We start from the raw sequence: 25820 nt of genomic DNA, 5'->3' as shown, positions 1-25820 counted from the left end.
AACGTGAATCCGTGATCGGGTGTGCTCCCGAGAACAATGTTTGCGGTGCCCCGTCGTCCGTCACGTACCGCCGAGGCCGACGGCGTCGAGGCCCGCGCGTGCACAGCGTTCGTCCTGCGCCTCGCTGCCGCCCGACACGCCGATGCCGCCGATCCGCACGCCGTCCTCGACGATCGGCAACCCGCCGCCGAACGCGACGAACCGCGCGCGCAGCACGAGCCCTTGCCGCACGGCCTCCGAATGCGCGGCCAGCGCGTCGTGCCATGCACCGGTCGGCAAGCCGAAGCTCGCGGCCGTGTACGCCTTGTCGATCGCGATGTCGATCGAATGCAGCGGCGCGCCGGGCATTCGCACGAAGGCCGCGAGCAGACCGCCCGCGTCGACGACGGCGACGTTCACGCGCACGCCGAGGCGCTCGGCGGCCTGCGCCGCTGCCTGCGCGGCATGCGACGCGGCGGGCCAGTCGATCGCACGTGTGGCGACGCTGCGGGTCGAATCGTTGCGAGCCATGACGTTGCGCTCCTGTGCCGTTGATCAGGTGTAGACGGTCGTGAACGCTTCGTTCAGCTCACCGGAGTGGAAGAAGATGCCGCGCCCGAGTTGCTCCTCGGTCCAGGTCGTGACGGGGCGGTCGGGCTGCGCGAGATAGCCGAGCCCCGCGAAGGTCTCGTTGCGGTTGCCGCTCGGATCGAAGAAGTAGATCGTGGTGCCGCGCGTGATCCCGTGGCGCGTCGGCGCGACGTCGATCTTCACCTTGTTCTTCGCCATCACGTCGGCCGACTTCAGCACGTCGGCCCAGTCGTCGAGGAAGAACGCGATGTGATGCAGACCGTTGCGCGGGCCGCCGACGAACGCGATGTCGTGCGGCGTCGTGCTGCGGAACATCCACGTCGCGGCCTGGATCGTGTTGCCGGGGCCGACCATCACCTGCTCGGCGAGGTGGAAGTCGAGGCATTCGGCCATGAAGCGCGTGTTCTCCTCGACGCGGTTCACGCCCGCTTCTGGATCGAGCTCGCACATCAGCAGGCAGTGGTCGAGCCAGTGCACGGCCGAGCCCGGAATGTCGTCCGGCCAGGGATCGGGATTCAGCGAGCCGACCGCCGTGCCGACCAGCTCCTTCTTCGCGAACAGGCGCAGCTCGTGCCCGCTCGGCAGCAGGAAGCGCAACTGGCGGCCCACGCCCGGCAGCGTGCCTTCCGGCAGCATCTCGGTCGCGATTCCGTAGGCATCGATGCGCCGCTGCAGCGCGTCGAGGTCCGCGTCGTGCTCGACCTTGTAGGCGGCATGCCGGAGCCCGGCCTGGTCGGACGGCGACAGGATCAGCGAATACTTGTCCCACTCGTCCCAGCACTTCAGGTAGACGTTGCCGGCCGCGTCGCGCATCGTCTCCTGCATGCCGAGCACGCGCACGTAATGCCGCAGCGCCGCCTCCATGTCCATCACCTTCAGATTGACATGACCAATACGCATCACACCCATGGTGAGTCTCCTCCAGATTACTTTTTGAAAACCGGCGCGTCGGCGCAGGCCGTGCCGCAGAAGAACGGTTTCTTCAGGCGGCCGGCCACTTCCAGTTCGACGTCGCCGTCCGGCGCCACGCGGCACGCGAGCGCATAGCCTTGGTCCTCCTCGTCGGCGCTCACATGCGCGCGGCTGATCGGCCCGAGCTTGCGCACCGCACCGCGCAGCACACGCACCTTGCACACACCGCAGCCGCCGTTCAGGCAGCCGACCGGAATGCCGCGCCGGCCGAGCTTCGCCATTCCGGCCAGCAGCGATTCGCCGCCGACGCACGCATAGCGCTCGTCGGTCTGCGCGATCGTCACCGTTCCGCACACGCGGCTCGTGTCCATGTCACACCCGGCGGAACAGCGGGCTGCGCGTCTGCTGCGCGTCGGCCGCCGAGATGAACTTCTCGTGAAAGATGTCGCGCTCGAACAGGCGGCCCTGCATCAGCGCGGTGATGCACGCGTCGATCATCGCGGGCGGCCCGCACAGGTAGGCCTGATGACCCGAGAAGTCGCCGTTGAAGTGCGCCTTCGCGACGTCGTGCACGAAGCCCTGCGCGATGCCGTCGCCGGCATCGGCCGCGCCTTCCGACAGCGCCGGCACGTACGTGAAGTTCGGATAGCGTTCGGCGAGCGCGCGGAATTCGTCGTGGTAATAGAGCTCCTTCGCGTTGCGCTGCCCGTAGATCAGCGTGATCGGCGCGGTGACGCCGCTCGCGAGCAGGTCGGCGATCATCGAGCGCGGGCTCGACAGACCCGAGCCGCCCGCCATGAAGATCATCGGCAGCGCGGCCGAGCGGCGCACGAAGAAGCGGCCGTACGGGCCCGACAGGCGCACGCGGTCGCCGGTCGCGAGCCGTTCGTGCAGATAGCCGGTGCCGAGACCGCCCGGCACCTGCCGCACGTTCAGCTCGATCTCGCCGGTGGCCGCGACGTCGGCCGGCGCGTTCGCGATCGAGAACGCACGGCTCTGCCCGAGCCCGGGAATCTCGAGCTGCACGTACTGGCCCGCCTGGAAATGGATCGGCTGCGACAGCTTCAGCCGGATCGACTTGATGGTCGGCGTCAGCTGCTCGATGCGCGTGACGTCGGCCGCGAAGTCCCTGACCGGGATGATTTCCGCGTCCGGATCTTCGTCGACGTCGGCCTCGATCACCGTATCGGCCTGCAAGGTCGCGCAGCATGCGAGCGCCTTGCCTTCCTCGCGCTCGAAGTCCATCAGCGCGAACGGATTCGCGTCGCCGAGATCGGTCTCGCCGTCCAGCACCGCGACCTTGCAGGTGCCGCAGAGCCCGTGACAGCAGGCGTGCGGAATGTAGATGCCCTGGCGCAGCGCCGCGTCGAGCATCGTCTGCCCTTCGTCGACCTCGATCGTGACGCCGAGCGGCTCGATGGTAAGTTGATGGCTCATGATGGTTCGCCCGTCCGTACGGCGATCAGAAGCACGCACCGCCGAGGCCGTCGAGGCCCGGCGTGCGGAAGCTGATCAGGTCCTTGTGCCCGAGGCCGTTGTCGGCCAGGCTCTTCGACGCGTCCGGCGTCCACGGCTTGCCGGACCGGAACCACTCGACGCGATCCCAGTCGATCTTCGCGAAGTCCGGGTGATAGCCGTAGGCGGGCGGCAGCACGTCGCGCGCGAGTGCGCCGAACGGCATGTCCGGCGGCAGCGGCAGGCAGAACGGCGCCGGGAACATCAGGTGGTCTTCCCAGCACACGTACAGCAGCGGCGCGGGGAAATTCCCGACCGCGTCCTTGATCGGGAAGTCGTAGGGTTTGAGTGCGATGACGGCCATGCTTGTCTCCTGTCGGCCGGCGTTCGCGTGTGCGCGTGCGCCGGTCTCGTTCGAGGTTGCGTATCGATCAGTTGCGCGTGGCCTGGCCACGCCATGCGGCGAAGTTCTTCTGGTCTTCCGAGCCGTCGAAGTCGAGGTTGTCACGCCCCATCTCCACCTCGTAGTAGTCGAGCACTGCGGCGAGCGGATCGAAGCCTTCGGCGCGCGGATCGGCATCGGGCGGGAAGCAGTTGCCCTGGTAGATCTGATGCACGGGCAGCCACGCCTGCACGTATTTCTGCGGCTCGTGATCGAAAATTTCCTTGCAGTGGTCGCTGCAGAAATGGAACTTGTTGCCGAGATAGTCCGACTCGCGCGCGCCGATCTTCGTCGGGTTGCCGGGCTCGGTGAACAGCATCGGGATCTGGCAGGTCTGGCACAGCATCGGCAGCGTCTTCATGTAGAAGCGGTTGCCGGCCTTCGCCTGCTCGCCCCAGTACTCGAAACGCGGACGGTAGTAGCGGTCGAACGAATCCGGGTACTTCGCGGACAGCCACGCCATCTCTTCGTCGCTCGGCACCCACGTATGGAAGGCCGACGCCGCGTTGAACCCGTAGAACGTCGACCACGCCTGGTGGCTGATGTGGTCCTTGCCTTCGCACGCGTCCTGCCAGCCCTTCGGCTCGCGGATGCCGTAGCGCGCGAGATCCTTGAACAGCGCACCGCCGTTCTGCTCCGCGTACATCTCCCACGATTCGCGCCAGCTCATCACGCGCTTCGGCTGCATGTAGTCCATCATCATCGCGACCAGCGTCAGCAGCCGGTAGCCGCGCCAGAACCACTTGTCGATCCAGCGCTGCACGATCGGCACGTTGTCGGGATCCTGTTCGAGCATGAACTTGATGCACTCGATGCCGAGCGTCATGTGGCGCGACTCGTCCGACTGCGCGGAGAAGCCGAACGTCACGGTCGACATGTCGCCGTTGTAGGCGGCGCCCGACATGAACGGCACGAACAGCAGGTTCGTCAGCACGTATTCGAACGAGAAGCTGACCGCGGTCAGGAACTCGAACGGGCCGGCCGAGTACGCATCCTCGAAGAACGACTTCGGCACCGACAGGTACCACACGCGATCGAACCAGTGGTTCGAGTGATGGAAGCCGTTGAAGAACTTGTTGTACGTCGACATCGCGTGCGTTTCGGTCTGGTAGTGCCGCAGCTCGTCGATCGACTGCATCTGGCACGCGATGCGCGCACCTTCGCCGGTGAAGTGCCGGCCGACGTGCGCGAAGCCGCGATGCGCGTAATACTCGAGCGGCGTCACGCCCTGGATGAACAGCTTCAGCGCGTTGATGTAGCTAGCGCGCATCGGTCACGCCGAGAAACGCGTTGTTCTGCGTGAACGCGTCGATCACCGCGTAGAGCTTCTTTTCCTTCTCGCCCTGGTATTTCCAGTACGCGTCCATCGTCAGCCGGAACGGATCGACCCACTTGTCCCAGTCGTGGATCTTGATGCCCTCGTAGCGGTCGTACGGGAAGACCTTGTCCATCGGCTGGTAGGTCGTCTCCCAGCCGAGGCCGCGCGTCATCGCGGCGTAGCGGTCCTTCAGGCCCAGCTTTTTCTTGAGCGTTGGCGTGTCCATGCGTGTCTCCGATATTGGGGTGGCGCGAGATGCGGCCTTCAGTGCGACCAGCTCAGCGTGAACTGGTCGTCGTCCTCGTCGATGTGGCCCGACAGCGTGATCAGGTTCACCTGGATCTGCTGCAGGTCGAAGCGCGCGCCGGTCAGTTCCTCGATCGTGTCGCGGCGAATCGTCAGCCGGTTCGGCGAATCGATCTTCACCATGCCGGGCGATTCGACGACCACCGCGTTCGGGTTGTCCGCGACGATCGCCTCGACGATCGGTATGGACTCCTCATTGGCCTGAAAGGCGATGAATACGTTGGACATGCGTGTTTCCCCTGTTGAAGGATGAGCGTCAGCCCAGAGCGAGGCCGAGCTTGTCGATGCGCGCGCGGAACTGCTCGCCCGCTTCGTCGAGCGCCGCGCCGCCTGCGTCGCGCAATGCGCGCGCGGCGATCGGCGCCAGCGCGTCGGCCGCGCGCGCGGCCCAGTCGTGCGTCCAGCGCGCGAGCAATGCGCGGTTGTCGTCGGATTCGGCAGCCATCGTCTTGACGACCGCATCGATCCAGCGGTTCGATTCGGCGTGCCATTCAGGCATGAACGCCGTCAGCATCGCCACCGCCGAGCCGCCGGCGAGCGCGATCCGTTCGTCGACGAAACGGTCGTAGACGAGCGGATACAGCAGGCCGTCGAGTGCGAGGTTCTGCGCGACGAACAGTTCGATCGGATCGGCGACGACGAACGTATCCTCGACATAGCGGCGCAGCGGCTGCCACGCGTCGTCCATCTGCCACGCGGCTTTCGCCGCGTCGAGCGTGTCGGGGCCGGCCATCGACAGCGCCAGGCGCGTGAGGTACTGCGCGACGCCGAGGTTGTCCATCGCATGGAACATCGCGGCGCCGGTCAGCGCGGTGCCGTAGCCGAGCGCGCAGATCTGCGCGTTGTTCATGTTGGCGCCCCACGCCGCGTGGCGCAGCGGCACGAGGATGTCGAGCGCATGCGCGGCCACGTCGTCGGGCATCAGATCGATCATCCGGCGCGATTCGACGAACTCGAAGTTCGCTTCCATCGTGTCCTGCTGGCGTGCGCGGGCGGTCGCCCACGATGCGTAGTAGAACTGGCGCGGGTCCTTCAGCGCATACCAGTTCGCCATCCGGATCGCGGTGCGCGACGCGTCGAAGATCTCGTAATCGGGATCCCAGGTCGGACGATAGTGGAAGTTCGCCTGGGGCTGTGCGCCCATCATCCCTTCCTGGTAGCGTGTCGCCGTCTTGTCGCCGCCGATCTGCCGCGCCACGTGCGCGAAGGTGTACCGCAGCGGCTTGATGTCGACTGTCTTCAGCTCGATGGTCACTTCCTGCTCCTCAAGGTCATGGGTTCGCTTCGTCGTTCAGCCGCGTCACGCGCTGCTCTCGGCAGAACGCGTCGAAGGCGGCAGGAGGCAAGGTCAGCTCGACGAACAATTCCGGTGCGCCGCCGATCGACAGCTCGAATTCGACGAAGCCTCGGGGGTGGGTGCCCGTTACCCGGACGTACTTGCAACCCGGATCGAACGGGCGTTTATCGGTTGTCGTGTGATCCATGATCGGTGTCGCCTCCATGCCGCACTTCAATGCAGCAACCGTGCCACGCGCATCGATCACCGTAAAAAATCTCGATAATTCAGGGAAAGCCCTGAGCCAAAATTCGGATTCGCGAAGCACAATGCCGGTTAACCAGAATGGCAACCTGCTCCGGATCGCCGCACCAAACCCTTGATCCACCGGCCTTCTTCATCATTTCAGCAACCCGGCTTCGGGCATTTGCTCAAATGATCAAATCGCCGCCGCGGTCGGGCGACCGGCAGCAGGATTCCGAAAAATCACGAGATATCTCGACGGAGACGACATGACGCGGTCCAGCCTGCCCCCTTTGCCGTCGGATGCCGACCTGCGCAAGCTGATCCATTTCTCGGCGAGCGACGGCCGCATCTGGCTCGCCGGCCAGCGGATGGTGCTGCTGCACGCCGGCGCGCTGGCCACGCTGCGTCAGGAACTGATGGAGAGCGTCGGGCCGGCGCAGACGCGGCGGTTCTTCACGCGCGTCGGCTTCGCGGCCGGCGAGCGCGACGCGGCGCTCGCGCGCGAGATCCGCAGCGGCGCGTCGCTGTTCGACATGTTCCATGTCGGTCCGCAACTGCACATGCTCGAAGGCGCTGTGCAGGTCACGCCGCTGCGATTCGATGCCGATCCGGCGACGGGCGCGTTCCATTGCGAATACCGCTGGGAACATTCATGGGAAGCCGACGTACATCTGCGCACGTTCGGCCCGCAGCCCGAGCCGGTGTGCTGGATGCTGATCGGCTATGCGACCGGCTACACGAGCGCCTTCATCGGCCGCGAGATCCTGTTCAAGGAGACGACCTGCGTCGGCATGCACGATCCGCACTGCACGATCGTCGGCAAGCCGGCCGAGGAATGGCCGGACGCCGACGAAATCTCGTCGTGGTTCAAGGCCGACTCGCTGATCAATACGATTCGCGACCTGCAGACCGAGGTCGAATCGCTGCGTCTCGAGATCTCGCCCGACGACGAGCGGACCCGGCTCGTCGGGCGCTCCGATGCGTTCCGCGCGGCTTACACGCTGCTGGAGACGGCCGCGCCGACCAAGGTCGCCGTGCTGCTGACAGGCGAAACCGGTGTCGGCAAGGAGCGCTTCGCGCGGGCGCTGCACTGCCTCAGCCCACGCGCCGCGAAGCCGTTCGTCGCGATCAATTGCGCGGCGATTCCCCACTCGCTGATCGAATCCGAGCTGTTCGGCGCGGAGAAAGGCGCGTTTACCGGCTCGCAGGCCGCGCGCGCCGGGCGCTTCGAACGCGCGGACGGCGGCACGCTGTTCCTCGACGAAATCGGCGAGCTGCCGCTCGACGTACAGGCGAAGCTGCTGCGCGTGCTGCAGGAGGGCGAGGTCGAACGGCTCGGCGCGACCGACAGCCGCAAGGTCGACGTCCGCATCGTCGCGGCGACCAACCGCGACCTCGAACAGGCCGTGCGCGACGGCAGCTTCCGCGCCGATCTCTATTACCGGATCAACGTCTACCCGGTAACGATTCCGCCGCTGCGCGAGCGGCAGGACGACATTGTGCTGCTCGCCGACGCGATGCTCGCGCGCTTCGCGTCGCTGCACGGCAAGCCCGCGCCGAAGCTGACCGACTATGCCTACGACGCGCTGCGCAGCTACCGCTGGCCCGGCAACGTGCGCGAACTGGAGAACCTGATCGAGCGCGCGGTGATCCTGTCGCGGCCCAACCTCGCCGTCGACGCGAAGGACCTGTTCCCCGGCGTCGGGCTGCCGGGCGGCGCCACGGTCGACCGCGCAGGGCAGATCCGGCCGGCGCCCACGATGACGATCGATTGCGGCAGCCTGCTCGACCAGTTGCAGGGCGGCGGCGGCCTCGACGGGCTCGAACGCGCGTTGCTGCACGAAGCGGTCGACCGTGCGAACGGCAACCTGTCGGCCGCCGCGCGCCTGCTCGGTCTGACGCGCGCGCAGCTCAGCTATCGCCTGAACCGCAAACAGGACCAGGAGGACGCGTGACATGAACACCATCCTGCCCGACTATCCGCGGGCCGATTCTCTGCCGGACGATGCGGCGGGCGCGACCGTTCCCGCCGACGACGACGCGATCGAGCCGCATGCACGCACGCTGAGCGAGCACGCCTACCATCAGCTGCGGCAGCATATCGTCGAAGGGCACTACCCGCCGGGCGCGAAACTGCGCGTCGAACATCTGAAGAACGTATACGGCGTCGGTGCGGGCACGCTGCGCGAGGCACTGACGCGGCTCGTCAGCGATGCGCTGGTGGTCGCCGAAGGGCAGCGCGGATTCCGCGTGACGCCGATGTCGGTCGCCGATCTCGAGGCGATCACGCGGCTGCGGATTCATATCGAGGTCGACGCGCTGCGCGAATCGGTGCGCTCGGGCGATGCCGCGTGGGAGCAGCGAGTGCGACAAAGCTTCGAGATGCTGTCGGCGTGGGAGCAGCCCGTGTCGATCGAGCATCGGACCGCCTGGGAAGCGTGCAACCGGCGCTTTCACGAAGCGCTGATCTCGGCGGCCGCGACGCCGTGGACCTATCTGATCCTGCGCATGCTGTCGCAGCAGAGCGAACGCTACCGGCGGGTGTGCATCGGCCTCGGCGATTCGAAACGCGACGTGCATGCGGAACATACCTGCCTGTTCGAAGCCGCGATGCGGCGCGCCGATGCGCGCGCGGCACTCGCGCTCGAAGACCATATCGGCGCGACGCTCGCGGTCGTGCGCAACGCGCCGCCCGGTGCGCTGCCGTTTTAGGCGGCGGCCGGTAAACGCACGGGGCAAGCGCTTGAAAATCAGGCTGATGGACGAGTAAGCATCACTCCGACGGCGCGTCCAGGCGCTCACGCGAGCGCCGGATAGCCGTGCACGGCCGCGTCCTGCGCGAAGCGCTGGATCACGTCGTAATCGCACGGCGACAACCGTTCGAAACTGCGCAGCCGCAAGGCGCGCGCACGCGCGGCATCGGCCTTCACCGCACTCGCGAGCGCGTCGCGCAATGCGTCGGCCTGCGCATCGCCGAGCGCGCGCGACGCGATGAACGGCAATCCCGGCGCGGGCGCCGTCATGTCGATCACGCGCACGTCGTTCAACAACGCCGGCAGCGCATCGCGCACATAGGCGAACGTCACGCAGTCGATCGCCGCGCAATCGGCTTCGCCGGCGCCGAGCGCACGCAGCACGTTCAGGTGCGAACCGAACGACGTGACCGAACCGAAGAACCGGCCGTCGTGCGCATGCGGCGCCACCGCGTGCCGGAACGCGTTCATCCCGCTGTGCGAATCCGCGCCGTTGCACGCCGCACGCAGGCCGCGACATGCGGCGAGCGTCGTGACGCCGCCATCATGTACGCGCGCCGAAACGACGAGCACGCTGCGATACTCGGCGCCGCTGCAGCCCTCGGCGTCGAAAGCGGGCGTCGCGATCAGTTGCACCGCGTCGCGCAACCCGAGCATCCGATAGGGAAACCCGCAGGTCTGCGACAGCAGCAGATCGCCGCGCCGCCACAGCGCGAGCAGATCGCCGAACGGTTCGTGCAGCACGCGGACGTCGGCCGGGCCACCGGCCTTCGCGAAGGCATCGAGCGCATCGCGCAGCAATGCAAGCCACAGCGCAGCGTGGTGTGGCGTCACGTTATACATCGGCAGTGCGGCGGTCCATTGGCTCATGCGGGCATTCTACGCACACGGATACGTCGCGAGACTACGTGCGATCCCGAATTTCGATGCACGGGGTGCATTTGCAGGTGCGTCTCGCGCGCGTCGCACGGCCGCGGTGCGAAGCTTTGCGCGCCCGGCACGATAAGCAAATGCCAATCGATTGGTTGGCCACGCAACGTTTGCTGCGTTACGTTCGGAACCTTGCGGACGCGCCATCGCGCACCACGGCGGTGCACGACGACGTTGTCCCGTTCCGTCCTTCCGATGATTTCGTTCGGCCGCCCGGGCCGCGCCATCGCGCGCAGCCGGCTTCGCGGCCGCTGCGCTTCAGCACCATGGCCGAATATTTCGACGTCGACCACGCGCGCGCGATCGCCGCGCTCCGCACACGTTTCACTGCCCGCACGGAATGGCCGACCTGGCTGCTGATCGTGGCCATCTACGGCGGCTGGCTCGCGGTGCTGCTGGCCGTGCGTGCGCACGCGCTGTCGCTCGCGGCCGCGACGCCGCCGCTGATCCTGCTCGGCGCATGGCATCTGTCGCTGCAGCACGAACTGCTGCACGGCCACCCGACGCGTTCGATCCATGTGAACAAACTGCTCGGCTATCCGCCGCTCACGGTCTGGTATCCGATACGGTCTATCGCGAGACGCATCTGCGCCATCATCGCGACGACGATCTCACCGTGCCGGGCATCGACCCCGAAACGAATTATGTGTCGCGCGCGTGCTGGGCGCGCTTGCCGCGCTGGCGCCGCGTGCTGTCGAGCGCACGCAATACGTTCGTCGGCCGGCTGCTGGTCGGGCCGCCGACGAGCGTCGCGGCGATGCTGCGCGACGCGTGCGCGGCGTTCCGGCGCGGCGAATGGCGCGACCTGCCGATGTGGGCGATGCACGTCGCATGCGTCGCGGCACTCCTCGTCTGGCTAGACCGCACGATCGGCGTGCCGTGGTGGTACTACCTGGTTGCGGTCACGTGGCCCGCGCACTCGCTCGCGATGATCCGCTCGCTCTACGAGCATCGCGCCGCGCGCCATCCGAAGGCGCGCATCGCGATCAACGAGGCCGGTTTCGCGATGCGCCTGCTGTACCTGAACAACAACTACCATCTCGTCCATCACGATCTACCGGCGCTACCGTGGTACGACCTGCCGCGCGCCTACCGGATGCGCCGCGACGCGTACCGGCAAAAGTGTGACGGATTCGTGATCCGCCGCGGCTATGCCGAACTGTTGCTGCGCCACGCGTGGCGGCCGACCGACGCGCCGGTCCATCCGTTCGATCAGGGCACGGCGTAGCTGTCGACGGGCAGCGGCGCGCGCATCGCGGCCGTCGACGGGTATCTGCAGATCAGCACGTAAGCGCAGTCGGGAATTGTCAATTTCGGCGGCAGCGCCCAGAATGACGGCACCTCGTCGCACCAGCCACGATCGGTCCGATCGCCTTCCACGCGCCGAGCCGCCATTCCCCGACGACAATGCAACCGAATACCCCGACCAGCGCGCCGCGCGCGATCGGCCAGGACTGGTCCGTTTCCGCCGTGACCGCCGGCTTTCTCGCGGTACTGATTTCGTACGCGGGCCCGCTCGCGATCTTCTTCCAGGCGGCGCAGGCCGCACACGCGTCCGACGCGATGGTCACGTCGTGGGTATGGGCGATCTCGATCGGCGCAGGCGTGTCGGGGCTGTTCGCGAGCTGGAAGCTGAAAGTGCCGGTCGTCACCGCGTGGTCGGCGCCCGGTACGGCACTGCTCGTCGGACTGTTTCCGCAGCTGACGCTGAATCAGGCGGTCGGTGCGTACATCACGGCCGCGCTGATCATCCTGCTGATCGGCATCAGCGGCTACTTCGATCGGCTCGTGCGCCACATCCCGCGCGGCATCGCGTGCGGCATGATGGCCGGCATCCTATTGCCGTTCGGCATGCACGCGTTTGCGGCAGCCTCCGCGCAGCCGGTGCTCGCATTCGGAATGATCGCCGCGTACGTGATCTTCAAGCGGCTGCTGCCGCGCTACAGCATCGTGCTCGTGCTGCTCACGGGCGCCGCGCTCGCGATGCTGCTCGGCATGACGCATCTCGCGCTCGTATCGCCGAGCATCGCGCGGCCCATATTCATCGCGCCCGAATGGACGCTCGGCACGACGCTGAGCCTCGCGCTGCCGCTCGTCGTCGTGAGCCTGACGGGCCAGTTCCTGCCGGGGATGACGATCCTGCGCGTGTCGGGCTATCAGACGCCCGCTCGCCCGATCATCACCGCGACGAGCATCATGTCGCTCGTCGTCGCGTGCTTCGGCGGCATCACGATCGTCGTCGCGGCGATCACCGCCGCACTGTGCACCGGCAAGGACGCGCACGAGGACCCGGACCGCCGCTACGTCGCGGGCATCGCGAATGGCTTGATCTATCTGATCGCGGGGATTTTCGCGGGCTCGATCGTCGCGGTGTTCTTCGCGCTGCCGAAGGCGTTCGTCGCGATTCTCGCCGGGCTTGCGCTGATCGGCGCGATCGGCGCCAACGTGCACGGCATCTTCGAGGACGAAAGCCATCGCGAGGCATCGCTGATCACGTTTCTCGCGACGGCGTCCGGAATGACGTGGCTCGGGCTCGGCTCCGCGTTCTGGGGGATCGTGATCGGCTCGCTGTCGTATGCGGTGCTGAACCGCGTGCGCCGATAGGCCCGCGCCGCCGCATCGGTACGCGCGGCGCGGCTTGCCTCACGTACGCGCCGCCCACGCTCACGCATGCGCACGCAGCAGCGCCGCGAGCGCATCGGCCGGCATCGTCGTGCCGAAGCGCCGCTCCGAACCGGGTTCGAAATCGATCCGGCCCGCGTTGTGCACGTCGTACAAATCGACGATCAGTTCCGCATGACGCGCGCTGAGCCCGGCGCGCAGCAGCGTCGGCGTCCATGCGTCGCGCGGTAGCGGATGCGCGACGACGTCGCGTCCGGCTGCCGCGCCGAGCGCCGCCGCGATGTCGCGCGCACTGACGCGGCGCGGCCCTTCGACGCTGACGATGCGCGGCGCGCTCGCCGGCTCGACGTGTTCGGTCAGCAGTTGCGCGGCGATCTCGCCGACGTCGGGTGCCCAGACCGCCGGAAACATGCGATCGACCGGATGATGCAGGCTCGGCAGCGCGCCGGTCGCGAGCGCCACCGGCAGCATGCGCGCCCAGTTCTGCAGATGCTCGGCCGAGCGCAGCAGCGTCAGTTGCGTCGGAACCGTTTTCAGTCGTGCCTCGAAATTGCGGAACACGCGCGTGATGCCGGTGTTGCCCTCGAGTTCCGCACCATAGTCGGACAGCGCCAGCAACACGTCGGGCGGATGCGCGCCGAGCGCCTCCACGGCGACCTCGATCGTGTGCGCCATCGTCGCGGCCGGATCGGCGTCGCGCGCCGGCACCGGACACAGCATCTGCACCGCATGCGCACCGTCGAGCGCGGCGGCCACCGCGCGCGGATCGGCGAGATCCGCGATCGCGACATCGCAGCCGAGTTGCGCGAAGCGCTCGCGGCCGCGCGGCTCGCGCAACACCGCACGCACGGGATGGCCGGCCGCCCGCAGCGCCGTTACCGTCGCCAGGCCGACATGGCCCGATGCACCGAAGATCACGAACATGTTTCGCTCCTGTCGGGAGAAGATGCGGCGATTGTCGGGCCGCGCGGCGCGCGTGGCGCGCATGAACGGATGATCGCGACAGGAAACGATGACGATATCGGGTGCGGATCGTCGCAGCGGCCGGCGCGGCGGCGAAGCCCGAAGCCGGCCGCATCGAACGCTACCGTTGCGGCGCGTTCGCTTCCGCGGCTTCTTCGCCGTCGCGATCGTCGACGAGCCGCAGCGTCGTCGCGCGCCCGCCCGATCGCGCGATTTCCGTGGGCGTCGCGCCGAGCACGCGGTTCATCCAGTTCGCCATATGGCTCTGATGCGCGAAGCCCGCTTCGAGCGCGATCTGGCTGAGGGTGAGCCGCCCTTCGAGCAGCAGCGCCTTCGCGCGCTCGACGCGCCGCCGCACCACGTACTGATGCACGGGCATCCCGATCGTCTCGCGAAACAGCACCTTGAAATGCGGCACGCTGATCGACACGAGCGCCGCGAGTTCGGCAAGCGTCAGACGCCGGTCCAGATGCGCGTCGACATAGTCGATGACACGTGCGGCCGCCTGCGGCGACAGCATCCGCCGCCGCTCGCGAAACTGCGGCTGCGCATCGACCAGCCGCGCGACGAGCGCGGTGCACAGACTCTCCGCGTATAGCGGATCCGACGCCTCTTCCGCGTCGAGTTCAGCCGCCATCGCCCACGCGATGTGCTGCAGCCGCGGATCGCGCACCTGCATCCGGCGGCGGATCTGCGCGCGCGACGGCGTCAGTTCGAGCTGCTCGGCCGTGCGGCGCACGAATGCGTCGTCGAGCGAGATGTGCAGGATCCGGCAGTCGGCGCTGTCCGTCCACCGGCCGGGCAGCCCGGCCGGAATCACGTCGATGTCGCCGTGCGCCTGAATGCGCGTCATGCGCTGGCCGTCGCACGCGCAGTCCGCGCGCACCGGCGCGCCGACATGCACGCCGATCCGGTGATGGTCGGCCGCCGGAATCCGGTACGTTCCCGCGCGAATGCCGAGCAGCGCGGCGCCGAAACCGCGCCAGCCGCGGCCGCGGCTCGAGCGCAGGCTGACCGGCACGCCGTCGTCCGGCGCTGCCGTGTGAATCGGGTCGCTCATGGCGGCTCTCCCGAGAACGGATGTCGATCGCGCATTGTGACGCGTTTTCGGAACGCGTGCCGGCCCCGCACGGCCCGCGCGGCGCACGCCCAAAAAAATCATCCGTTTCTGCTCAAAGCATCCACGCGTGCGCGCGATCCCGCACGGTGCCGCTTACGATCGCGGCATCCGGTATCCGGCATCCAAGGAGAGCGTCATGCGTGAATGTTGCCTGTCCCGCGCCGCCTGTGCGACACGGTCGCGCGCCGCCGCGCCGCGCGCCGGCGGCCCGCTTGCGGGCATCGGCAAATGGTGTGCGCGCGTCGTCGGCTGGCATCGGCTCGAACGGCTGCTCGCGTCGATCCCCGATAGCAACGACGATTTCGGCCTCGGCTGACACGGAACCCGCGCCGCCGCCCGCCCGTCACTTGCGTCGCCGCTCGTGCGACGCGCTCGTCGCGCCGTCGATCACCGGCGCGCCCTGCCGGATCAGGAAATCGCGGAACAGCCCCGTCACCTGCGAGATGCGGCGGTCGGCAACCGTGACCACGTACCACTCGCGCTCGATCGGATTGCCGGGAAACGGCAACTGCTTGAGCAGCCCCGTACGCAGTTCGAGCGCGCATGCATGCAGCGACAGGAACGCGACACCGAGCCCCGCCTCGGCCATCTGCTTGATCGCTTCGTTGCTCGACAGTTCGGAGCCCACATGGAAGCGGTAGCCGGAGGTCTTGAACAGGCTCTCGACCGTCGAGCGCGTGCCCGCGCCGCGTTCGCGCACGAGCAGATGCGCCGATTCGAGATCCTTCAGCGCGACGCGCTTGCGCTGCATCAGCGGATGATCGGGCGCCGCGACGAACACCATCGGATGCTTCGCGAATTCGACCGCATGCGTGCGCAGCTCCTTCGGTGCGCTGCCCATCACGGCGAGATCGATTTCATGCGTCGCGAGCATCCGGATGATGTCGTCGCGGTTGCCGACCTTGAAGTACGTCTTCACGTGCGGCCGCGTCGCGGTGAATTTCACGAGCAACGGCGGAATCAGGTATTCGGCCGTCGTGATCGCGCCGATGCGCAGCGTGCCGCCGAGATCGCCCGTCAGCGCGGCCACTTCGTCACCGGCTTCGCTCCACAGATGCAGGATCTCGCGCGCATAGCGCGCGACGATCTCGCCGGCCGCCGTCAGCTGCACGCCGCGTCCCACACGCTGCAGCAAGGCGGCGCCGACCGCCTCCTCGAGCAGCCGCACCTGCAGCGACACGGCCGGCTGCGTGAGGTTCAGCTCTTCGGCCGCGCGCGACACGCTGCCGAGCCGCGCAATCATGTCGAGCGCCTTCAGCTGCCGGAACGTCGCGGTCTTTCCTATAAGTGAATACATATGAGTCGCTTATAAACATTGAATTGTTCGATGGGTTGCCAAACTATATCGTCGGTTCCTGAGCAATGTCATCCCGATATTCGTCATCAGCAGGAGCCCGAACATGGACAACACCACGCCTCTCGTTGCCGCGCCCGCCGCACCGCGTGTGCCGCGCATCGTGATCGTCGGCGGCGGCGCCGGCGGCCTGCATCTCGCGACACGCCTCGGCGACACGATCGGCCGCCGCGGCCACGCCGAAGTCGTACTCATCGACCGCTATCCGACGCACTTCTGGAAGCCGCTGCTGCACGAAGCGGCATCGGGCCATCGCGATCCGGCGTCGCACACGATCGAATACGCGGCGCAGGCGAAGCGGCACGGCTTCCGCTTCGTGCAGGGCGCACTGCAACGCGTCGACCGCGCGGCGCGCATCGCGACGATCAGCGCGGTGCACGACGCGGACGGCACCGAAATCCTGCCGGCGCGCACGCTCGCCTACGACGATCTGGTGCTCGCGGTCGGCAGCGTGACGAACTTCTTCGGCGTGCCGGGCGCGGCGCGCCATGCACTGCCGCTCGAAAACCTCGATCAGGCCGAAGACTTCCGCCGCAAGTTTCTCGCGGCCTGCACGAAGGCGAACCATCGCGCCGAGCAGCAGCCGGCGCAGCCTGCCGCGCCGGTCAGCATCAGCGTGATCGGCGCGGGCGCGACGGGCGTCGAACTGGCGGCCGCGCTGCGTCACGCGGTCCAGCAGCTGACGACGTATCGGTTCAAGGCGCTCGACGGCGCGCGCGACGTGCGGATCCGTCTGATCGAAGGCGCGCCACGCATTCTGCCGGCGCTCGATGCACGGCTGTCGGACAAGATGCACGCGCAGCTGCGCGCGCTGAACGTCGAGGTGCTGACCGATACGCGCGTCGCCGAAGTCGGCGCCGATGCGGTGACGATCGCGAACGGCGAACGGCTCGCGAGCGACATCACCATCTGGGCCGCCGGCGTCGCAGGGCCGGCGATCCTGCGCGAACTCGACGGCATCGCACTCAACCGGTCGAATCAGGTGATCGTTACCGATACGCTGCAGACGCCCGACGATCCGCACGTGTACGCGTTCGGCGACTGCGCCGCGTGTCCGTCGGACGGCGCGAGCGGCTGTCTGCCGCCGCGCGCGCAGGTCGCGCATCAGCAGGCCGTCTATCTGAGCCAGGCGTTCGCGCGCCGCATCGCCGGCAAGCCGGTCGCGGGCTTCACGTTCCGCGATGCCGGCACGGTCGTGTCGCTCGGGCATGCCGGCGCCGTCTATCAGGCCGAACTCGGCATGCACTCGCGTTCGCTGATCGTCGACGGGCTCGCCGCGATCGGGCTATACAAGTTCCTGTATCGCAAGCACCTGTTCAGCCTGTACGGCATCAAGCGCGCACTGTTCCAGTCGCTGAGCCACTGGCTGCAAAGCCGCAATCAGCCGTCGATCAAGCTGCACTGAAGCACCGCCGTGCGCGATGCGAAAAAAGGCGGCGTACCGCGACTGTCGCACGGTACGCCGCCCTTTTTTTCGCATGGCGAATTCGCCACCCCGTTGCCATGCACGATTCGTGTGCATCACATTGAACCCCGTCAATGCGAGGCACGACGCGATCACACATGCGATTCGGGCACATGGCACGCGGGCATTGCGTTTGCCCGGCATTCATTAGCCGAACCCTATGAGTCGGGTAAAAAGATTAATTGGTTGGGCGTTTCGGTTCGACGCTAAGGTGTTCGGCATTCCCGTCAGCGAACGGACCGTCACGTCTCTGGAGAGGAATCATCGTGGTCATCGAAGCCATCGTCACCCGACTCGACGCCGCATTCGAACAAATCGAAGCGACACCCGATTCGCGCGAAGCGCGTCATCAGCGCGATGCCATCATCCAGTGGCTCGACAGTGCATCGGAGCACGGCTATCGGCTCGGGCTCGTCACGACGCTGCCGGCCGCGCGGCTCAGCGACATGTTCGAAGGTCAGTTCGGCCGTGCGAATCTCGACCGCTTCTCGGTCGTCGTCAGCGATGCGGATCAGCGCGATCGCGCCGCGAATCAGCATCCGTTCGACGTCGCGCTGCAGGCGCTCGGCGTGCCGCCCGAGCGTGCCGCCGCCCTCGCGAGCAGCGAACCGGAACGCCGCGAAGCCGAGAATTTCGGGCTGTCGCATTGCATGCGCATCACCGACACCGTGCGCGCGATCGCGCCGGCCGGCGTGCACTGAGCGCGCAGCACGCCGTCGGCCGTCACGCGGCGTGCACGCCGCACCGACTCCGCTTCATCCCGCCATCAGGACGACGCGCCGCCGTGCGCAGCAGCAGGTGCGGCCGCGTCCGTCGACGTCGCGTTCTGCACCATCGCGACACCCAGGCCGAGATTCAACACGGCGATGACGACCGCGGCCGCGATTGCGGTCCAGCGCATCGCCGGACGCGTGACGAAGTCGCCCATGATGTCGCGACGCGCGGTGAAGTAGACGAGCGCCGCCATCGGCACCGGCAGCACGAACGACAGCACGACCTGACTGATCAGTAGCGCCTGCGTCGCATCGACACCGACGCCGACGACGATGAACGCGGGCACCATCGTCACGAGCCGCCGCAGCCACACCGGCATCCGGAAGCCGACGAAGCCCTGCATGATCATCTGTCCGGCGAGCGTGCCGACGGCGGAGCTCGAAATGCCGGAGCTCATCAGCGACACGAGAAAGAATGCGGCGGCCGTCGTGCCGAGCAGCGGCGTCAGCGTGTGATACGCGGTCTCGATTTCCGCGACGTCGCTGAACCCCGCATGAAACGCGGCGCTCGCCATGATGACCATCGCCATGTTGATCGCGCCCGCCACCGACAGCGCGACGATCACCTCGAGGTTCGAATAGCGCACCAGCAGCCGGCGCTGTGCCGCATCGAGCCCCGGCACGCGGCGCTGCGTGAGCCCCGAGTGCAGATAGAGCGCGTGCGGCATCACCGTCGCGCCGACGATGCCGACCGACACGAGTAGCGCATCGCCGCGCGGCATCTGCGGCACGACCGCGTGCATCGCGACCTGCGCCCAGTCCACCGGCGCGATGAACATCTCCGCGAGATAGCAGAGCCCGATCAGGCTGACCAGCGCGCCGACCATGATCTCCATCGGCCGAAAGCCGTTCCGGTCGAACAGCAGGATCGCGTACGTGACGATCGCGACGACGAACATCCCGACGATCAGCGGCAGCTCGAACAGCAGCGCCAGCGCGATCGCGCCGCCGAGGAATTCCGCGAGATCGGTCGCCATCGCCGCCAGTTCGCTGACGATCCACATCGCATAGACGATCGGCCGCGGGAAGTGCTCGGCGCACAGCTCCGCGAGGTTGCGGCCCGTCACGATGCCGAGCTTCGCCGACAGCGACTGAAACAGCATCGCGATCACGTTCGCGAGCAGCACGACCCATAGCAGTGCATAGCCGAACTGCGCGCCTGCACGAATGTTGGTCGCGAAGTTGCCGGGGTCCATATACGCGACCGACGCGATCACGGCCGGCCCCGCGAACAGGAACAGCGTGCCGGGGCCGCGCCGCCTGCCGGCGAACACGTCGCGGATGCCCGACGCAGTGCGCTCGGTCAGTGGATTACGGCCGACAGTCGACATCGTCCCTCCTTCGGGAATGGGCGGCGGCACGCGGCGGCCGCGAACGGGCACTTACGATGCGCCGGAAATGCAAGGCACTTGAAAAATCCGCCGCGAAAGGCACGACAGCGCGACGACGTAGCGACGGCAATGCCGCGCGACGCGCAATCGACGGACGCCGTAAAGCAGCCGCATTCGTCCCCTTCGCGACTTCCGCCCGCGACGCACCGTGCGCCGCGTTCCGATACGGTTCGGCAGCGGTGACGACTGCTGCCCGAGCCCGCGTCGGCGCATCGTTGTCACGCAAGCATTCCGTATGCCCGGCCGCGACGGGACCGCTTCGTGCTGCATCGGCGTCGCGAAACGCGTGGACCACTCACACGGAGATGCCATGTTCATTCACAACACCCGATTGCAGTACACGGTGCGAGTCGACGCACCGAACCCCGGTCTCGCCAACCTGCTGCTCGAACAGTTCGGCGGCCCGCAGGGCGAACTCGCCGCCGCGATGCGCTACTTCACGCAGGCGATCACCGAGGAAGATCCGGGCCGCAAGGACATGCTGCTGGATATCGCCACCGAGGAGCTGAGCCACCTCGAAGTGATCGGATCGCTCGTCGCGATGCTGAATCGCGGCGCGAAGGGCGAACTCGCGGAAGCGGTCGACGAGCAGGCGGAGCTGTACCGCAAGCTGAACGGCGCGGGCAACGACAGCCACGTGACGCAGCTGCTGTACGGCGCCGGCTCGCCGCTGACGAACTCGGGCGCGGTGCCGTGGAGCGCCGCGTACATCGACACGATCGGCGAGCCGACGGCCGACCTGCGCTCGAACATCGCGGCCGAGGCGCGTGCGAAGATCATCTACGAACGGCTGATCAACGTGACCGACGATCCGAACGTGCGCGACGCGCTCGGCTTTCTGATGACGCGCGAGGTCTCGCATCAGAAGTCGTTCGAGAAGGCGCTGTATGCGATCGATGCGAACTTCCCGCCCGGCAAGCTGCCGCCGATGGAGCCGTACGATCGCGTGTACTTCCGGATGCAGCCGGACGCCGAACCGCTGATCGGACCGTGGAACCACGGCGGCGATCTGGAAGTGCGGCCGGCCGAGCCGGCGGTGGACGGTGGCACCGGCATCGCGGAAGGCATGCTCGAAGCGCAGCAGGCGGAGGCGATCGACGCGCTCGCGCAGCGATTGCGTTCGGACCCGAACTGCGACCCGACGACCGGTGCCGAGCTCGGCACCGGTGCGCCGGTCGAGCAGTCGCCGGACGCCGACAAGCCGGAGCGCAGCTGACACGTGCGCCGAGCGGGCGGGCCGCGCATGCGGCCGTCCGCCTCGTCTGTACGCGCCGCGGAGCGACCGTCATGGTGATCCATCACCTGAACTGCATCTCGACGTGCCCGCTCTGCGGGCGCCTGATGAACGGCAGTCGGCACGGCATCTTCGAACGCGGCTCGCTCGCATGCCACTGCGTATTGATCGAGACGCGCGATTCGCTGGTGCTCGTCGATACCGGCTTCGGCTTGCGCGACGTCGCCGATCCGCGTTCGCGGCTCAGCCGGTTCTTTCTCGGGCTCGTGAGTCCCGCGTTTCGCGAGGAAATGACCGCGATCCGGCAGATCGAACGGCTCGGCTACGATCCGCGCGACGTCCGCCATATCGTGCTGAGCCATCTCGACTTCGACCACGCGGGCGGACTCGACGATTTCCCAGAGGCGACCGTGCATCTGCTCGAAACCGAGCGCGCGTATGCGGCCGCGCAGCGCACCTGGATGGATCGGCAGCGCTTCCGTCCGCAGCAGTGGTCGACGTCCGGCAAGTGGCGCACGTATCCGGACGGCGGCGAGACATGGCAGGGCTTCGCGGGCGTGAAGGCGCTCGCGGGCCTGCCGCCGTCGATCCTGCTCGTTCCGCTGCGCGGCCACACGCTCGGGCATGCCGGCATCGCGATCGAGACCGCGCACGGCTGGCTGCTGAACGCGGCCGACGCGTACTTCGACGCGCGCGAGATGAATGCGAATCCGCAATGCCATGTCGGCTTGCGGATGTATCAATGGATGCTGGAGAAGGACCGCCGCGCGCGGCTCGCGAATCAGGCTGCGTTGCGCGCGCTCGCGCAGCGCCGCAACGGCGTGCTGGTGTTCAGCAGTCACGATCCGTCCGAGTTCGAACGGCTCGCGGATCGCGCGGCGGACGTGCCGGCCGGCGTACCCGCGTCGCGGCACGACGTGTGAAGTATCGGTACGACGTGAGGAAAAAAAACGGCGCAGCGCGGGTGTGACGCCGCGTGCGCCGAACGGGAGCCGCGCCGGCCGGCGACAGGCCGGCGGGCCGAGACCGGGCGGTAAGACCGCCGCTCAGTAGTCGAGGGCGGGCGACGGCGCCGGCGCCGCGCTTTCGTCCTTCGGTGCGTCGGCGACGGTCGCGTCCGTCGTCAGGATCAGGCCGGCGATCGACGCGGCGTTCTGCAGCGCGGTGCGCGTGACCTTGGTCGGATCGACGACGCCCGCTTCGACGAGATCGCCATACTCGCCGGTCGCCGCGTTGTAGCCGAAGTTGCCCTTGCCTTCGAGCACCTTCGCGATCACGACCGACGGCTCTTCGCCCGCGTTCGACACGATCACGCGCAGCGGCGCTTCAAGCGCGCGCAGCACGATCCGGATGCCGGCGTCCTGGTCGGCATTCGCGCCCTTGATGTCGGCGAGCGCCGCGCGTGCGCGCAGCAGCGCGACGCCGCCGCCCGGCACGATCCCTTCCTCGACGGCCGCGCGCGTCGCATGCAGCGCATCGTCGACGCGATCCTTCTTCTCCTTCATTTCGACTTCGGTGGCCGCGCCGACCTTGATCACCGCGACGCCGCCCGCGAGCTTCGCGACGCGCTCCTGCAGCTTCTCGCGATCGTAGTCGCTCGTCGCTTCGTCGATCTGCACGCGGATTGCCTTCACGCGCGCGTCGATGCGCGCCGGATCGCCCGCGCCGTCGATGATGATCGTGTCGTCCTTGCGCACCTCGACGCGCTTCGCGCGGCCGAGATCCTCGAGCGTGGCCTTCTCGAGCTGCTTGCCGGTTTCCTCGGAGATGACGGTCGCGCCGGTGAGGATCGCGATGTCCTCGAGCATCGCCTTGCGGCGATCGCCGAAGCCCGGCGCCTTCACCGCGGCGACCTTCAGGATGCCGCGCATCGCGTTGACGACGAGCGTCGCGAGCGCTTCGCCGTCGACGTCCTCGGCGACGATCAGCAGCGGCTTGCCGGCCTTCGATGCGGCCTCGAGGATCGGCAGCAGATCGCGGATGCTCGAGATCTTCTTGTCATGCAGCAGGATCAGCGGGTCGTCGAGATAGGCGGCCTGCTTCTCCGGATCGTTGATGAAGTACGGGCTCACGTAGCCGCGATCGAACTGCATCCCTTCGACGACTTCGAGCTCGTTCTCGAGCGACTTGCCGTCCTCGACGGTGATCACGCCTTCCTTGCCGACGCGCTCCATCGCGTCCGCGATGATCTTGCCGATCGCTTCGTCCGAGTTCGCCGAGATCGCGCCGACCTGCGCGATTTCCTTGTTGGTCGCGATCGGACGCGACAGCTTGCGCAACTCGTCGAGCACCGCGCCGACCGCCTTGTCGATGCCGCGCTTCAGGTCCATCGGGTTGATGCCGGCCGCGACGTGCTTCATCCCTTCCTGCACGATCGCCTGCGCGAGCACGGTCGCGGTCGTCGTACCGTCGCCGGCGACGTCGGCCGTCTTCGACGCGACCTGCTTGACCACCTGCGCGCCCATGTTCTCGAAGCGGTCCTTCAGCTCGATTTCCTTCGCGACCGACACGCCGTCCTTCGTGATCGTCGGCGCGCCGAAGCTGCGCTCGATCAGTACGTTGCGGCCCTTCGGGCCCAGCGTCACCTTCACCGCATCGGCGAGTACGTTCACGCCCTTCACGATCCGGCTACGCGCGCCGTCGTGGAACTTCACGTCTTTTGCTGCCATGTTGTTGCTCCGGATAATGTCGTTGTACGAAATGCCGCGCGCTCCGGCTGCGCGCCGTGCGCCGCGGTCGAATCGGGGGATCAGGCCGCCTTGCGTGCGGCGGACGATTCAGGTTCGAGTACGCCCATCACGTCCTCTTCGCGCATCACGAGCAGTTCCTCGCCGTCTACCTTCACGGTCTGGCCTGCATATTTGCCGAAGAGAACCTGGTCGCCGACCTTCAATTGCAGCGGGCGCTGCGAGCCGTCCTGGAGCAGCCGGCCGCTGCCGACTGCGATGACTTCGCCCTGCTCGGGCTTTTCCGCGGCGGAGTCGGGAATCACGATGCCCGAGGCCGTCGTCCGCTGCTGTTCGATTCGCTTGACGATAACCCGGTCGTAGAGGGGACGAATCTGCATTTTCATCTCCTGAGCGATGAGATCACCAAAAAGGAATCCGACCGCGCACGCGGGGCGCATGGCTCGCGTGCGGTCGTGCCGTCGATTGGCGGAAAGCGAAATAGTGGCGCCCGCCGCGCGCTTCAAGAGGCCGACGAATCGCGAATACGTAACAAAATGTTTCAGCGCAGCAGGATGCCGCGGACGTCGCCGAGGCGGTACACGGTGCGCGCCGCGCGGGCCACGCGACGCGGGCGCGGCACGATCGGCCGTGGCGCGATCGGACACGGCGGGCGGCGGCCGCCGTCGGCGTCGAGCGTGTCGTCGCGCTCGTCGAGGGCACGCCACAACCCGCCCTTCACGGGCCGGAACATCCACCGCAGGTAGCCCTTGCGCGCGGCCAGCTGCATCAGCTCGCCGCGATCGGGCGCGCCGTCGACGAGATGGTGCTCGGCCGGTGCGCCGCTGTCGTAGTCGCCGAATGCCTGGCGGCACGCGAGCGCTTCGGATGCCGGCGCGCCGATCTCGGTGCACGCGCGCCGCTCGATGCGTTCGAGCTCCCATGCGCCGAGCCGCCACGCGGCGTCGAGCAGCATCGCGTCGACCGCTTCGAACGCGTGCCACGCGCTGCCGATCTGGATCGCGCAGCCCGGCACGGGGCGCGGCGGTATCGCGATGCCCGGCAACTCGAGCGGCGTTTCGCGCCGAAAGCCGTGCCAGTGCAGGATCGCGATCAGCGGCGTGTTCACGCGTGCCGCCGCCGTCACGGTCACCGCGTACAGCGGCAGCCGCATCGCGTCCATCTGCTCTTCCACGATGTCGAATAGATCCATGAAGCCTCCGTATGTGCTGGGTCGAAGAGCCTCTTGAAATTCGCGTTTGCCGATCTATTTTAGGTGTCGCTCAAGGCAGCCGCTGTTTGCGCGCTGCGTGTTTCGATCGGTGTGTCGACGAAGCGGTCGCGGACGGACGAACGGTCACGCGTCGTCCGGTTGCCGTTCGACGCGCGGCTCGATCGGAAGCCCGCGACGAGCCACGCCCGCCCTCTTCGTGTCGCAAGCCGGCGCATCGTTCCTGCGCCGACCGCCGTGCGGCGCGCGCCGTTGCGCTTGCCGCGATCGCGCCACGGGCCGAACGCCGAACGCCGAACGCCGACCGATCGAACCGCGCACGTCGCTGCACTGCGCGCCGCCGCGTTCATTTCCGACGATCGAACCCGAGAGACGAACATGCTCAGCCCTCACGAATTCGCGACACTGATGCTGGTCCGTCATGCGCCCGATCAGCTCGATATGACCCGCGCCGAACTGGACACGTTGCTGGAACGCCAGCTCGTGATGCTCGAACATGCCGCCGGCGGTACGCGGCGCGCGCATCTGACCGCGCGCGGCCGCTCGCTGCTGGACGCGTTCGATCCGACGCCGCCGGCGCCCGCACGCCGACGTCCGCCGCCGCTCGAAGTCAACGTGGCCGACGATGCGCCGCCGCCGCACGCGCGCATCGCCGCGAACCCGGCCAACGACGGCGTATCGGAAAGCAGCGCGTGAATGCGCCGCGCGCCGCAGGCACAGGCACGCGGCAATATTTCCTTTAAGGAAACGCTGATTTATTCGGCTCGGCGGTCATCGCAGACGTAGCCGAGGA

The 25820-nt window shown here is 67.5% G+C and carries 25 protein-coding genes and 2 pseudogenes; 10 read left to right on the top strand and 17 right to left on the bottom strand.

Features of this window, described 5'->3' with window-relative positions; all coding sequences use genetic code 11:
• Positions 1 to 60 precede the first annotated feature (60 nt).
• The 9 genes and pseudogenes from ACSHSS_RS21695 to ACSHSS_RS21655 all read right to left on the bottom strand — a co-directional run bounded on the left by ACSHSS_RS21695 (position 61) and on the right by ACSHSS_RS21655 (position 6667).
• Positions 61 to 510 carry a GlcG/HbpS family heme-binding protein gene (locus ACSHSS_RS21695; protein ID WP_217264255.1) on the bottom strand — a complete coding sequence of 150 codons (450 nt, stop codon included), beginning with the start codon at positions 508 to 510 and terminating at the stop codon, positions 61 to 63.
• Between the two features lie 24 nt (positions 511 to 534).
• The gene (locus ACSHSS_RS21690; protein ID WP_060040118.1) at positions 535 to 1479 is read right to left on the bottom strand and encodes a catechol 2,3-dioxygenase; all 945 of its coding nucleotides are present in this window, start codon (positions 1477 to 1479) and stop codon (positions 535 to 537) included.
• A gap of 17 nt (positions 1480 to 1496) precedes the next feature.
• A complete protein-coding gene (locus tag ACSHSS_RS21685) occupies positions 1497 to 1853 on the bottom strand; it encodes a 2Fe-2S iron-sulfur cluster-binding protein (protein ID WP_006397646.1) in 357 nt (118 codons plus the stop codon).
• Position 1854: 1 nt separating this feature from the next.
• Positions 1855 to 2919 carry an NADH:ubiquinone reductase (Na(+)-transporting) subunit F gene (locus ACSHSS_RS21680; RefSeq protein ID WP_006413997.1) on the bottom strand — a complete coding sequence of 355 codons (1065 nt, stop codon included), beginning with the start codon at positions 2917 to 2919 and terminating at the stop codon, positions 1855 to 1857.
• A 25-nt stretch (positions 2920 to 2944) separates the two neighbouring features.
• Positions 2945 to 3301, bottom strand: coding sequence for a phenol hydroxylase subunit P4 (locus ACSHSS_RS21675; protein ID WP_006397644.1), 357 nt, complete (start codon positions 3299 to 3301; stop codon positions 2945 to 2947).
• A gap of 67 nt (positions 3302 to 3368) precedes the next feature.
• Positions 3369 to 4923 (bottom strand): annotated as a pseudogene (locus tag ACSHSS_RS21670) (aromatic/alkene/methane monooxygenase hydroxylase/oxygenase subunit alpha).
• Between the two features lie 38 nt (positions 4924 to 4961).
• Positions 4962 to 5231, bottom strand: coding sequence for an MmoB/DmpM family protein (locus ACSHSS_RS21665; protein ID WP_445545535.1), 270 nt, complete (start codon positions 5229 to 5231; stop codon positions 4962 to 4964).
• Between the two features lie 28 nt (positions 5232 to 5259).
• Positions 5260 to 6258, bottom strand: a complete 999-nt coding sequence (locus ACSHSS_RS21660) for a phenol hydroxylase (protein ID WP_261532400.1) — start codon at positions 6256 to 6258, stop codon at positions 5260 to 5262.
• Between the two features lie 16 nt (positions 6259 to 6274).
• Entirely contained in the window at positions 6275 to 6667 is a 393-nt protein-coding gene (locus tag ACSHSS_RS21655) for a phenol hydroxylase subunit (protein WP_261532399.1), read from the bottom strand.
• A 124-nt stretch (positions 6668 to 6791) separates the two neighbouring features.
• On the opposite strand from ACSHSS_RS21655, the gene ACSHSS_RS21650 reads away from it, so the two are divergent.
• Positions 6792 to 8480, top strand: coding sequence for a sigma-54-dependent Fis family transcriptional regulator (locus ACSHSS_RS21650; protein WP_006397639.1), 1689 nt, complete (start codon positions 6792 to 6794; stop codon positions 8478 to 8480).
• A gap of 1 nt (position 8481) precedes the next feature.
• A complete protein-coding gene (locus ACSHSS_RS21645) occupies positions 8482 to 9237 on the top strand; it encodes a GntR family transcriptional regulator (protein ID WP_105843512.1) in 756 nt (251 codons plus the stop codon).
• Positions 9238 to 9323: 86 nt separating this feature from the next.
• Here ACSHSS_RS21645 and ACSHSS_RS21640 read toward each other — a convergent pair whose 3' ends face one another.
• The gene (locus ACSHSS_RS21640) at positions 9324 to 10148 is read right to left on the bottom strand and encodes a phosphate/phosphite/phosphonate ABC transporter substrate-binding protein (protein ID WP_105825140.1); all 825 of its coding nucleotides are present in this window, start codon (positions 10146 to 10148) and stop codon (positions 9324 to 9326) included.
• Between the two features lie 326 nt (positions 10149 to 10474).
• On the opposite strand from ACSHSS_RS21640, the pseudogene ACSHSS_RS21635 reads away from it, so the two are divergent.
• Both ACSHSS_RS21635 and ACSHSS_RS21630 read left to right on the top strand, forming a co-directional pair.
• Positions 10475 to 11499: pseudogene (locus ACSHSS_RS21635) on the top strand (fatty acid desaturase).
• Positions 11500 to 11615: 116 nt separating this feature from the next.
• Positions 11616 to 12812: a benzoate/H(+) symporter BenE family transporter gene (locus ACSHSS_RS21630; RefSeq protein WP_059940690.1), complete on the top strand. Its 1197-nt coding sequence runs from the start codon at positions 11616 to 11618 to the stop codon at positions 12810 to 12812.
• A gap of 60 nt (positions 12813 to 12872) precedes the next feature.
• Here ACSHSS_RS21630 and ACSHSS_RS21625 read toward each other — a convergent pair whose 3' ends face one another.
• On the bottom strand, positions 12873 to 13754 hold the full coding sequence (locus ACSHSS_RS21625) for an NmrA family NAD(P)-binding protein (protein WP_261532397.1): 882 nt from the start codon (positions 13752 to 13754) through the stop codon (positions 12873 to 12875).
• 160 nt (positions 13755 to 13914) lie between these two features.
• Entirely contained in the window at positions 13915 to 14853 is a 939-nt protein-coding gene (locus tag ACSHSS_RS21620; RefSeq protein WP_035953593.1) for an AraC family transcriptional regulator, read from the bottom strand.
• Positions 14854 to 15049: 196 nt separating this feature from the next.
• Here ACSHSS_RS21620 and ACSHSS_RS21615 point away from each other — a divergent pair, with 196 nt between their 5' ends.
• Positions 15050 to 15229 (top strand): hypothetical protein, encoded by a 180-nt coding sequence (locus tag ACSHSS_RS21615; RefSeq protein ID WP_006397632.1) that lies wholly within the window; start codon positions 15050 to 15052, stop codon positions 15227 to 15229.
• Positions 15230 to 15256: 27 nt separating this feature from the next.
• Here ACSHSS_RS21615 and ACSHSS_RS21610 read toward each other — a convergent pair whose 3' ends face one another.
• Positions 15257 to 16210 carry a LysR family transcriptional regulator gene (locus ACSHSS_RS21610; RefSeq protein ID WP_006397631.1) on the bottom strand — a complete coding sequence of 318 codons (954 nt, stop codon included), beginning with the start codon at positions 16208 to 16210 and terminating at the stop codon, positions 15257 to 15259.
• Between the two features lie 103 nt (positions 16211 to 16313).
• Here ACSHSS_RS21610 and ACSHSS_RS21605 point away from each other — a divergent pair, with 103 nt between their 5' ends.
• Both ACSHSS_RS21605 and ACSHSS_RS21600 read left to right on the top strand, forming a co-directional pair.
• Entirely contained in the window at positions 16314 to 17672 is a 1359-nt protein-coding gene (locus ACSHSS_RS21605; RefSeq protein WP_261532396.1) for an NAD(P)/FAD-dependent oxidoreductase, read from the top strand.
• Between the two features lie 326 nt (positions 17673 to 17998).
• Positions 17999 to 18433 carry a hypothetical protein gene (locus tag ACSHSS_RS21600; protein WP_006397628.1) on the top strand — a complete coding sequence of 145 codons (435 nt, stop codon included), beginning with the start codon at positions 17999 to 18001 and terminating at the stop codon, positions 18431 to 18433.
• A gap of 65 nt (positions 18434 to 18498) precedes the next feature.
• On the opposite strand, the gene ACSHSS_RS21595 is transcribed toward ACSHSS_RS21600, so the two are convergent.
• Entirely contained in the window at positions 18499 to 19836 is a 1338-nt protein-coding gene (locus ACSHSS_RS21595; RefSeq protein ID WP_060111940.1) for an Nramp family divalent metal transporter, read from the bottom strand.
• 370 nt (positions 19837 to 20206) lie between these two features.
• Between ACSHSS_RS21595 and ACSHSS_RS21590 the strand changes: the two genes are divergently transcribed.
• Both ACSHSS_RS21590 and ACSHSS_RS21585 read left to right on the top strand, forming a co-directional pair.
• Positions 20207 to 21112, top strand: a complete 906-nt coding sequence (locus ACSHSS_RS21590) for a manganese catalase family protein (RefSeq protein ID WP_105843519.1) — start codon at positions 20207 to 20209, stop codon at positions 21110 to 21112.
• 71 nt (positions 21113 to 21183) lie between these two features.
• Positions 21184 to 22053, top strand: coding sequence for an MBL fold metallo-hydrolase (locus ACSHSS_RS21585; protein WP_006410230.1), 870 nt, complete (start codon positions 21184 to 21186; stop codon positions 22051 to 22053).
• Positions 22054 to 22176: 123 nt separating this feature from the next.
• Here the strand turns inward: ACSHSS_RS21585 and groL are convergent, their stop codons facing one another.
• The 3 genes from groL to ACSHSS_RS21570 all read right to left on the bottom strand — a co-directional run bounded on the left by groL (position 22177) and on the right by ACSHSS_RS21570 (position 25009).
• Positions 22177 to 23799, bottom strand: coding sequence for a chaperonin GroEL (groL, locus tag ACSHSS_RS21580; RefSeq protein ID WP_006397624.1), 1623 nt, complete (start codon positions 23797 to 23799; stop codon positions 22177 to 22179).
• Positions 23800 to 23879: 80 nt separating this feature from the next.
• Complete coding sequence (locus ACSHSS_RS21575) at positions 23880 to 24197, bottom strand: co-chaperone GroES (protein ID WP_006404526.1); 318 nt, start codon at positions 24195 to 24197, stop codon at positions 23880 to 23882.
• 161 nt (positions 24198 to 24358) lie between these two features.
• Entirely contained in the window at positions 24359 to 25009 is a 651-nt protein-coding gene (locus tag ACSHSS_RS21570; protein ID WP_006397622.1) for a hypothetical protein, read from the bottom strand.
• Between the two features lie 396 nt (positions 25010 to 25405).
• Here ACSHSS_RS21570 and ACSHSS_RS21565 point away from each other — a divergent pair, with 396 nt between their 5' ends.
• A complete protein-coding gene (locus ACSHSS_RS21565; protein ID WP_261532395.1) occupies positions 25406 to 25723 on the top strand; it encodes a hypothetical protein in 318 nt (105 codons plus the stop codon).
• Positions 25724 to 25820: the final 97 nt, after the last annotated feature.

The sequence above is a fragment of the Burkholderia sp. BC1 genome (assembly GCF_052683555.1).
This window is presented reverse-complemented; position numbering and strand designations above follow the sequence as displayed.

Excerpts from the sequence above, each read along its gene's own strand:
- ACSHSS_RS21605 (WP_261532396.1), top strand. The coding sequence starts at position 16,314 with ATGGACAACACCACGCCTCTCGTTGCCGCGCCCGCCGCACCGCGTGTG.
- ACSHSS_RS21595 (WP_060111940.1), bottom strand. The coding sequence starts at position 19,836 with ATGTCGACTGTCGGCCGTAATCCACTGACCGAGCGCACTGCGTCGGGC.
- ACSHSS_RS21615 (WP_006397632.1), top strand. The coding sequence starts at position 15,050 with ATGCGTGAATGTTGCCTGTCCCGCGCCGCCTGTGCGACACGGTCGCGC.
- groL (WP_006397624.1), bottom strand. The coding sequence starts at position 23,799 with ATGGCAGCAAAAGACGTGAAGTTCCACGACGGCGCGCGTAGCCGGATC.
- ACSHSS_RS21680 (WP_006413997.1), bottom strand. The coding sequence starts at position 2,919 with ATGAGCCATCAACTTACCATCGAGCCGCTCGGCGTCACGATCGAGGTC.
- ACSHSS_RS21685 (WP_006397646.1), bottom strand. The coding sequence starts at position 1,853 with ATGGACACGAGCCGCGTGTGCGGAACGGTGACGATCGCGCAGACCGAC.
- ACSHSS_RS21575 (WP_006404526.1), bottom strand. The coding sequence starts at position 24,197 with ATGCAGATTCGTCCCCTCTACGACCGGGTTATCGTCAAGCGAATCGAA.
- ACSHSS_RS21625 (WP_261532397.1), bottom strand. The coding sequence starts at position 13,754 with ATGTTCGTGATCTTCGGTGCATCGGGCCATGTCGGCCTGGCGACGGTA.
- ACSHSS_RS21565 (WP_261532395.1), top strand. The coding sequence starts at position 25,406 with ATGCTCAGCCCTCACGAATTCGCGACACTGATGCTGGTCCGTCATGCG.
- ACSHSS_RS21585 (WP_006410230.1), top strand. The coding sequence starts at position 21,184 with ATGGTGATCCATCACCTGAACTGCATCTCGACGTGCCCGCTCTGCGGG.
- ACSHSS_RS21675 (WP_006397644.1), bottom strand. The coding sequence starts at position 3,301 with ATGGCCGTCATCGCACTCAAACCCTACGACTTCCCGATCAAGGACGCG.
- ACSHSS_RS21620 (WP_035953593.1), bottom strand. The coding sequence starts at position 14,853 with ATGAGCGACCCGATTCACACGGCAGCGCCGGACGACGGCGTGCCGGTC.
- ACSHSS_RS21570 (WP_006397622.1), bottom strand. The coding sequence starts at position 25,009 with ATGGATCTATTCGACATCGTGGAAGAGCAGATGGACGCGATGCGGCTG.
- ACSHSS_RS21630 (WP_059940690.1), top strand. The coding sequence starts at position 11,616 with ATGCAACCGAATACCCCGACCAGCGCGCCGCGCGCGATCGGCCAGGAC.
- ACSHSS_RS21665 (WP_445545535.1), bottom strand. The coding sequence starts at position 5,231 with ATGTCCAACGTATTCATCGCCTTTCAGGCCAATGAGGAGTCCATACCG.
- ACSHSS_RS21610 (WP_006397631.1), bottom strand. The coding sequence starts at position 16,210 with ATGTATTCACTTATAGGAAAGACCGCGACGTTCCGGCAGCTGAAGGCG.
- ACSHSS_RS21690 (WP_060040118.1), bottom strand. The coding sequence starts at position 1,479 with ATGGGTGTGATGCGTATTGGTCATGTCAATCTGAAGGTGATGGACATG.
- ACSHSS_RS21645 (WP_105843512.1), top strand. The coding sequence starts at position 8,482 with ATGAACACCATCCTGCCCGACTATCCGCGGGCCGATTCTCTGCCGGAC.
- ACSHSS_RS21640 (WP_105825140.1), bottom strand. The coding sequence starts at position 10,148 with ATGAGCCAATGGACCGCCGCACTGCCGATGTATAACGTGACGCCACAC.
- ACSHSS_RS21695 (WP_217264255.1), bottom strand. The coding sequence starts at position 510 with ATGGCTCGCAACGATTCGACCCGCAGCGTCGCCACACGTGCGATCGAC.
- ACSHSS_RS21590 (WP_105843519.1), top strand. The coding sequence starts at position 20,207 with ATGTTCATTCACAACACCCGATTGCAGTACACGGTGCGAGTCGACGCA.
- ACSHSS_RS21650 (WP_006397639.1), top strand. The coding sequence starts at position 6,792 with ATGACGCGGTCCAGCCTGCCCCCTTTGCCGTCGGATGCCGACCTGCGC.